Origin of the sequence: Elstera sp. (assembly GCF_044372965.1) — a bacterium.
GTDB lineage: Bacteria > Pseudomonadota > Alphaproteobacteria > Elsterales > Elsteraceae > Elstera.
The window spans coordinates 1-7700 of sequence record NZ_JBILQX010000174.1; the positions used below are offsets into that span (position 1 = coordinate 1).

General features: G+C 59.0%; 8 protein-coding genes. 5 read left to right on the forward strand and 3 right to left on the reverse strand.

All coding sequences use genetic code 11. The features are described from left to right. On the forward strand, positions 1-1118 hold a 1118-nt coding region (locus tag ACIQ36_RS16585; protein WP_395831341.1), incomplete at its 5' end, for an NAD-binding protein. A gap of 94 nt (positions 1119-1212) precedes the next feature. Here the strand turns inward: ACIQ36_RS16585 and ACIQ36_RS16590 are convergent. Both ACIQ36_RS16590 and ACIQ36_RS16595 read right to left on the reverse strand, forming a co-directional pair. After that, positions 1213-2148 (reverse strand): hypothetical protein, encoded by a 936-nt coding sequence (locus ACIQ36_RS16590; RefSeq protein ID WP_395831343.1) that lies wholly within the window; start codon positions 2146-2148, stop codon positions 1213-1215. A gap of 300 nt (positions 2149-2448) precedes the next feature. Then, positions 2449-2844, reverse strand: a complete 396-nt coding sequence (locus ACIQ36_RS16595) for a DUF4170 domain-containing protein (protein WP_395831345.1) — start codon at positions 2842-2844, stop codon at positions 2449-2451. 136 nt (positions 2845-2980) lie between these two features. On the opposite strand from ACIQ36_RS16595, the gene ACIQ36_RS16600 reads away from it, so the two are divergent. The 3 genes from ACIQ36_RS16600 to ACIQ36_RS16610 are packed head-to-tail and all read left to right on the forward strand — an operon-like array spanning position 2981 to position 5584. Further along, positions 2981-3634, forward strand: coding sequence for a DNA-3-methyladenine glycosylase family protein (locus ACIQ36_RS16600; protein ID WP_395831347.1), 654 nt, complete (start codon positions 2981-2983; stop codon positions 3632-3634). A 52-nt stretch (positions 3635-3686) separates the two neighbouring features. Then, entirely contained in the window at positions 3687-4463 is a 777-nt protein-coding gene (locus tag ACIQ36_RS16605) for a DUF1190 domain-containing protein (protein ID WP_395831350.1), read from the forward strand. Further along, positions 4463-5584 carry a glutathionylspermidine synthase family protein gene (locus tag ACIQ36_RS16610; protein WP_395831352.1) on the forward strand — a complete coding sequence of 374 codons (1122 nt, stop codon included), beginning with the start codon at positions 4463-4465 and terminating at the stop codon, positions 5582-5584. The genes ACIQ36_RS16605 and ACIQ36_RS16610 overlap by 1 nt, the downstream gene beginning before the upstream one ends. Positions 5585-5649: 65 nt before the next feature. Here ACIQ36_RS16610 and ACIQ36_RS16615 read toward each other — a convergent pair whose 3' ends face one another. Next, positions 5650-7092 carry a catalase gene (locus tag ACIQ36_RS16615; RefSeq protein ID WP_395831354.1) on the reverse strand — a complete coding sequence of 481 codons (1443 nt, stop codon included), beginning with the start codon at positions 7090-7092 and terminating at the stop codon, positions 5650-5652. A 253-nt stretch (positions 7093-7345) separates the two neighbouring features. Between ACIQ36_RS16615 and ACIQ36_RS16620 the strand changes: the two genes are divergently transcribed. Beyond that, the coding region (locus ACIQ36_RS16620) for a hypothetical protein (RefSeq protein ID WP_395831356.1) at positions 7346-7700 on the forward strand (355 nt) is incomplete at its 3' end.

Genomic DNA, 7700 nt, shown 5'->3' on the forward strand with positions numbered 1-7700 from the left:
TCGGCACCGCCGCGCTCGTGAGTGCTGTCGGCCTCTCGATGTCGTTAGGCGCGTTTATCGCCGGCGTGCTGCTGGCCGATAGCGAATATCGCCACGAATTGCAGGTGGATATCGAACCGTTCAAGGGCCTGCTGTTGGGGCTATTCTTTATTGCCATCGGCATGGGCTTGCGGCTCGATCTGCTCGCTGCCGCCCCTTTCCGCCTCAGCGCGATTATTCTCGGGTTGATGGTGGTGAAGGCCGTCGTGATTTTCGGCCTGCTCAGCGCAACGGGGCGAAAATCCCTCACCGCCCGGCAAACGGGCTTGGCCTTAGCCCAGGGCGGTGAATTCGGCTTCGTCCTCTTTCAACAGGCCGTTGCCGATAAGGCGATGATGCCGACCGACGCCGCCGAGCTTTCCTTAGTCGTCACGGTTTCGATGATGCTAACGCCGCTGCTCTTCGCAGCCCACGAGCGCTGGATTGCGCCGCTCCTGTCCGATGCGAAGCCCGAACGGGACTTTGATACGATCGACGAGGATGCGCCGGAAGTCATCATCTGCGGTTTCGGGCGTTTTGGCCAAATCGTTGGCCGCGTTCTGCGCATGCGTAGGATTGCCTTCACGGCGCTCGAAACCAGCGCAACCCAGGTGGATTTCATCCGGCGCTTTGGCAGTCAGGTTTACTACGGCGATCCGACGCGGGTTGAACTCTTACGCGTCGCCGGGGTGGAGAAAGCGCGCGTCGTCGTCATCGCCTTTGATGATATTGAGGCCGCACAACGGCTGGTTTCGGACATCCGCAATCAATTTCCCCATATCACCGTCTATGCGCGGGCGCGCAACCGGCATCACGTTCATCTGCTGATGCAGGCCGGGCTTCCGGGGGAGCATATTTTGCGCGAAGCCTTTCACTCATCGCTGGTCATGACCGAACGGGTGCTGGTCACGCTGGGCCTCACGCTGACGGAAGCTGAACGGTCGGTACGCACCTTCCGCGATCACGACGAGGCGATCATCGAAAAACAGTTCGCCGTGTTCCAGGACGAAGCGAAGCTTATTCAAACCTCGCAAGAAGCCATCCGCGAGTTGAATGATCTGTTCGAGAATGATGCTCCGCCGCGCAAGCAGCGGAGCTAAAGTATCGTGCTTTAACTTAGACACACGAAGACTAATGTTATTGCTTTATCCGCAAAAACATCTTGCCATTTATTCCCAATGCGCGGGATTTTCTTTAGGTCAACCGGTAACGACCAGAGGCAATAATCTGATCTAGCTGCGACTCAAACCCTTTAAACCATGGGGCTTGTTTGAGATCTTTAACGGTATCGGCCCGTCCTGACCATGTGGCCCGCTCGAGGCTTTGGCTCATGGTTTCCATCGCTTTGGCAATCAGGTTCACCAGCGGGTCCTGACTAATATCTTCACGTCTCCGGCTGTCTTTCGACCCCGAATTAGCAAAAGACTGCGCTGTGGCACGATCAACCGCCCATGTTAGTGTCCGCTTCTCGTCATCGCTGACCTTTTCCAGCCAATTTATTCCCTTTCGGCCCAGGCTAACAACATCATAGGGATCAGGGTTAGCGCGGAAGTTACCCCTCAACCGCTCCGGGCCGGAGTACTGGCCGGTGGCCAGCGAACGTTGAGTATACATAATCGACTCAGCGATTTCCTGTTCCTGGAGCGAGAACATACCGCCCTCGTTCGTTTTTACAGCCAGCAGGGCGCGGCGGTCCAACCCCCCCATGAGCGTGTTCCAATCGGCACCCTCCCAGCTATTATAATCGAACGGCTGCCCTTGAGCAGCCATAGCCCCATAGCGTTCATTCAGGCTGGCCCGCGCAGCTTGCGCGGTTTCTGACAAAGTTTTTCCCTTAGAAATACCTTCAGCGCCAGGGTTAACGATGGCAATGGACAGAGCTGAAATATCAAACCCCTCCCGCGCCACCATAAATTGGGAATAATATTGTACCTCAGGGTCGAGCAGGGCCTGGGCAGCCTTAGAAATCTTGACCGTATCTTTCCCAGCATTCTCGGCGGCCGGGGCAGCGCTGTCTTCTGACTCGCTCGTATTCAGAGCAGCGGTGTTCTTTTCCGGGGCTTGGGATGCTTTCGGTTCAGCATTTTTTACTGTTGGGGCACTAAATAAAAACGACGAAACAGCGACCATGATTCTCACCTCATTCTGAGATCAGTAGCATTTTAACAATTGCCCCAGGATTTTTTCGGGCAATTTCATTATAAGCTTAATCAGACGACAATTTCAATCTATGTTATTCCAAATAAAATCAAAAGCCTATGCACTGTATTATGAGGCAGCCGGAATCATAGAGATAAAATGGATATTACCGATGATATGCTTCCGTAAAGGGCGGCTACCGTTCGCGTTGGCGCAGGTAAACCGCCCTAGACACTTATTTCCCCAAGCAGATCCGTCGTGGCAGGTGAGTCCATACCCTCGAAATTTTCCCTAAACCACCGTTTCTTCAACCACCCGGAAGCGCTTGGTGCAGCTATCGACCGTAGACCAAGCGGCTTTTTGCCAGGCGGCATGGGCGGTTTCATAGGTGTCGAACGGACCGATCCGTTCTTCTTGCGCGCCGTCCACCAATTGGCGAAAACCCGTATCGACATAATCGCCGCCGATCACCCAATAGCGCTTCACCCGCTTGGGGCCCGCTTCTTCGATAATGCGGAAGCGGAAGTTGCAGTTATCAACCGTCGCCCAAGCCTTGGCCTGCCATGCAGCTTTGGCCTCGTCATAGGAGGCGAAGGGGCCAATATGCTCTTCGTCCGTTCCGGCAACCACCGTCGTAAAAGCGGTATCGGTATAATGGCCCCCAACGACCCAATAGCGGCTCGGCATTCCTAATTCTCCCGCACTGCAGCAGTTTTCAAAGCTGGCGCTACCCTACCGACGCCGGGGGTCCGGGGCAAGAAGCGGGAGGACAGCGGCTGGGCGATATGCTAAAAAGACGCAAGGAACAAGCGGGAAACAAACCATGCCCTTAACGCGCCTGGAGTCTGATGCCGATTTAGTGCGGGCGCTCGAAGCCCTGTCCCAGCAAGATACCGATATCGCCCGCGCGTTCGGGCGGATCGGTGCGCCCACGCTGCGGCGCTGGCCGAGGGGGTTTGAAACGCTGCTGGATGTTATCCTGGGCCAGCAGCTGTCCGTTACCGCCGCCCGCACCATCCGCGACCGGATGAAGGCGCTGGTGGGGGAAGTAACGCCGAAAGCCATCCTCGCCGCCTCGGAAGAAGCTTTGCGCGGTTGCGGCTTCTCTGGCGCAAAACTGCGCTACGCCCGGGCGCTTGCGGAAGGCTGCGACAGCGGCGCGGTGCGGTTGGAGGCGCTGGAGGAGATGGGCGACGACGACGCCATAGCCCATCTGGTCGCGGTTAAAGGCATTGGGGCCTGGACCGCAGAAGTCTATCTGCTCTTCGCCCACGGCCGCATCGACCTATGGCCCGCCGACGATATCGCGGTGATGGAAGCCCTGCGGCACCTGCGCAGTTGGGAGGAGCGGCCCACCGGCAAAGCCCGCCGCCTCGGCGGTGAGCCCTTCGCCCCCTATCGCGGGGCTGCCGCCCATTTCCTCTGGCACCTCTACCGCAACCGCACGGATCGGGATGCGGTGGTGATTGAGGGGTAGCACAACCTGCGCGTTTTAGTCTCTGCGCGCTTCTGTTAAGATAGCGGGGTTTTTGCTGACGAGTAATCTTGCCGTGTCCGTTCCCCCCTCCCCGCCTCTGCCGGCCAGTCCACCGCCCGATTACGACGCGCGGGAACGCCGCACAAAACAAATCATTAATTACGCCATCTTAGGGCCGGTGTTCGTTGCGGTGCTAGGACTTGCAGTTAGCGAGCAATTTCAACAGACGTCCGACCCGCTGGAGCTAACCTATCTTCCGATCAACAGTCGGTTTACCTGCACCGCCGCCGGACTCGACGCCACAACCTGCGACGACCTCATCCACGATACGCTGGTGCTGCATGATACGATCGCACCGACCTACGCAAGCTTGATCGATTGCGCGGCCCAAATCGCGACCTGCGTTGAAACAACACCGCGCCGCTCACCGCCCGCTTTTCAGCCCTACATGAATGGCATTCTACTGCTGACGGAAGGAACCGCGACGCGCAGCTTGCCGGTTTGGCGGGATGGGCAGGGGAATCAGTATATCGGCCAAGCCCGCTTCGCAGGGTATCCGGGTCAGCATGGGATCGATGGCATTGGCGGGCGATGCGACTTTGGGGGCCAGGCCGGATTCCTGGGGCTCTGCCCAACGGATACGGCACGCATCATGATCGAAGCGCTTCAGGAAGCAATCCTCCACAATCGCGGACCGAGTCTCGCCGCCCTGCCGATGACCGAACGGCTCACCGGCAGCCGGGCGCTTGCGCCAAAAACGGTGAGCTACGTCAAACGCGGCGGGTTCGGCCAATCGGCGACAAGCTTTAATCTGAGCAGTAAAGGCTAATGCAGCGCCTCGCGCAGATCCCGCGCCCCGACTGGCCCGCCCAGGTAGAAGCCCTCGGGCTCTCCTTCCATAGTATCGGCGGCATTCCCTATTGGGACGAGGGCGTGGCCTACAGCTTCTCCCCGCGCGAGATCGAAACCCTCGAAACCGCCGCCAATGAGCTTCAAGCGCTTGCGCTCACCGCCGCTGAGGGGATTATCAAGCGCGGCGACTATGCCCGTTTCGGCATTCCCGAGGCCGCGATTCCGCTGATTGAAGCCAGTTGGGAAGCCGATGAGGCGGGATTTTACGGGCGGTTCGATTTTCATTTCGACGGGGTAACGCCGCCGAAACTGCTGGAATATAACGCCGACACGCCGACCAGCCTGCTGGAAGCCGCCGTGGTGCAATGGGATTGGTTGGAAGCGGTGCACCCTGGCCGCGATCAGTTCAACTGGATTCACGAAGCGCTGATCGAAGCCTGGGGCAGCCTCAAGCTCCCCGCCGGGCCGCTCGCCTTCAGCAGCCTGAACGATAGCGAAGATCAGGCGACGCTATTCTATTTGATGGAAACCGCCACCCAGGCGGGGTTAGCGCCGGAATTTGTGCCGATCCCGAAAATCGGCTGGGATGGGCGGAGCTTTGTTGATCTGCACGACCGCCCCATCGCGAGCCTCTTCAAACTCTACCCCTGGGAATGGCTCGTTACCGAGCCTTTCGCGGCTTATATCCCCCAGGGCGCGACGCGCTGGATCGAGCCCGCCTGGAAACTGCTGCTGACCGGCAAGGGGCTGCTCGTCGCCCTATGGGACCTCGCCCCCGGCCACCCCAACCTTCTCCCCGCCGCCTTTACGCCCGAGGCGATTCCCAGCCCGCGCGTTCGTAAACCCCTGTGGGGCCGCGAGGGCGCGAATGTGCGGCTGGAGCGCCCCGGCGAGGCCGATCTTGCCCTTGCCGGGCCCTTCGAGCATCAGCCGATGGTCTGGCAAAGCCGCAGTAGCCTGCCGTGTTTCGACGGCAATTATCCAGTGCTCGGCGTCTGGACGGTCGATAGCGAAGCCTGCGGCCTCTGCATCCGCGAAGACGTACTGCCGATTACCGGCAATAGCAGCCGGTTCGTGCCGCATTTCATTGAGGGGTAGTAAGCGGGGCTCTGCCCCCGACGCAGTTTTACGCGTCGGGGGGCAAAGCCGCTGAGCCCTCCCGCTTAAAGCCCCAACGCCCTCCGTACCCCCGCCCCATAAGCCGGGTCGGCTTTGTCGAAATGGGCCAACTGCCGATCAATAATCGCCTGGGGAACGCCGCCAATCGACGCGGCGATATTTTGGAACAGGCGCTGTTTTTGATCGTCCGGCAGCAGGCGGAACAGGTTTCCGGCCTGGGTATAATCGTCGTTGCCGTCGCGATGGTTATAGCGGGCGGCGTCGCCGGAGATGCGCAAGGGCGGCTCGGCCACGCTCGGGTCTTGGGTCGGGCCGCCGAAGGAATTGGGCTCGTAATAGGCGTCTGGGTTGCCGGTATCGTTGCGGAAGAACCGCATCGCGCCATCCTTATGGTAGTGATGCACGGGGCACTTCGGCGCGTTCACCGGCAGCGCTTCATAATGCGTTCCCAAGCGGTAGCGGTGGGCGTCGGCGTAGGAGAAAATGCGCGCTTGCAGCATTTTATCGGGCGAGAAGCCGATTCCGGGGACGATGTTCGACGGCGAGAAAGCCGCCTGTTCGATCTCGGCGAAGTAATTATCGGCATTGCGGTTGAGTTCGACTACGCCCACGTCGATCAGCGGATAGTCGCCATGGGGCCAAACTTTGGTGAGATCGAAGGGGTTATAGGCGGTTTTCTCTGCCTCCAACTCCGGCATGATCTGCACGCACATGCGCCAGCGCGGGAACTCCTGCCGCTCAATCGCGCCGAATAGATCTTCTTGATAGGTTTCGCGGCTTTTGCCGATGACGGCGTCGGCTTCGGCATTGGTCAGGGTTTTATGGCCCTGCTGGGTTTTGAAGTGGAACTTCACCCAGAAACGCTCGCCGTCGTTATTCCAGAAACTGAAGGTGTGGCTACCGAAACCGTCCATAAAGCGCGGGCTGACAGGAATACCGCGATCCGACATGAGGATCGTCACCTGATGCAGGCTTTCCGGGCTCAAGGACCAGAAATCCCATGCCGCCGTCGGCGAGCGCAGATTGGTGCGGGGGTGGCGCTTTTGCGTGTGGATGAAGTCCGGGAATTTTAGCGGGTCGCGGATAAAGAAGACCGGCGTGTTATTGCCGACTAAATCCCAATTGCCCTCTTCCGTGTAGAATTTCAGCGAAAAGCCGCGCACGTCGCGTTCGGCATCGGCCGCGCCCTGCTCCCCCGCTACGGTGGAGAACCGCGCCAGCAGCGGCGTTTGCTTGCCGATGTCCCCGAACAGCTTGGCGCGGGTATAGCGGCTAATATCGTGCGTTACCGTCAGCGTGCCAAACGCGCCCCAGCCTTTCGCATGAACCACGCGTTCGGGAATTCGTTCGCGGTTCTGATGGGCGAGCTTTTCGATCAACTGATAATCCTGCATCAGCAGAGGGCCGCGCGCCCCTGCCGAGAGGCTAGTCTGATTGTCGGAAATCGGCGCACCGGCGCTGGTGGTCATCACAGGTTTATCGGACATGGTGGGGACCTTCCTCGTTAGGTGGGGTTGTCTTGAGGGCTAGCCTGCCGGAAGTTTTTTGGAACGTCAATTAGAATTATTCTAATTATTATCAGAGACAGAAACTAACTAAAATCTCATTAAAAAGATTGAGAGATCATTAACCTTTCGGTAAGCATACCACAGCTTTTAGATGCCGGAACCCTTGCCCATGCAATTGTATTCAAAGCGGATCACGCGACGCGGACTCATTGCGCTTGGATGCCTAGCGCTCGTGGGATGCACGACCACACCATCGCCCCGCCCGGTTGCCTCGACAGCGGCTTTCCCCCCTGGGGCGTCTCGGATTGCCGTCGAGATTTCCATTGAAATCATCGACACGCTGCGGGACGTGACCCAGCAGACCGACCGGCAGGAACTTGACGGCTATGTCAACGCGGCCATGGCGGCCCTGGTGCAAAAACTGGCCGTCGAAAAGCTGGAGTTGGTGCAAGCCCCCGCCGCCGCGCCTGTGCAGATGCGCTTGGCCCTCAAAGTGCGGCGGAATGATCCCCTTATCGGAGGGCTCAGCGCTTCGGCGCAGGCGACCCTCAGCGATACCGCCGGGCAGGAACTGCTAACCGCCAACG

What these genes read in the sequence shown, in the direction of transcription:
- ACIQ36_RS16590 (WP_395831343.1), bottom strand. Translation starts at nt 2,148, where the DNA reads ATGGTCGCTGTTTCGTCGTTTTTATTTAGTGCCCCAACAGTAAAAAAT.
- ACIQ36_RS16595 (WP_395831345.1), bottom strand. Translation starts at nt 2,844, where the DNA reads ATGCCGAGCCGCTATTGGGTCGTTGGGGGCCATTATACCGATACCGCT.
- ACIQ36_RS16600 (WP_395831347.1), top strand. Translation starts at nt 2,981, where the DNA reads ATGCCCTTAACGCGCCTGGAGTCTGATGCCGATTTAGTGCGGGCGCTC.
- ACIQ36_RS16610 (WP_395831352.1), top strand. Translation starts at nt 4,463, where the DNA reads ATGCAGCGCCTCGCGCAGATCCCGCGCCCCGACTGGCCCGCCCAGGTA.
- ACIQ36_RS16615 (WP_395831354.1), bottom strand. Translation starts at nt 7,092, where the DNA reads ATGTCCGATAAACCTGTGATGACCACCAGCGCCGGTGCGCCGATTTCC.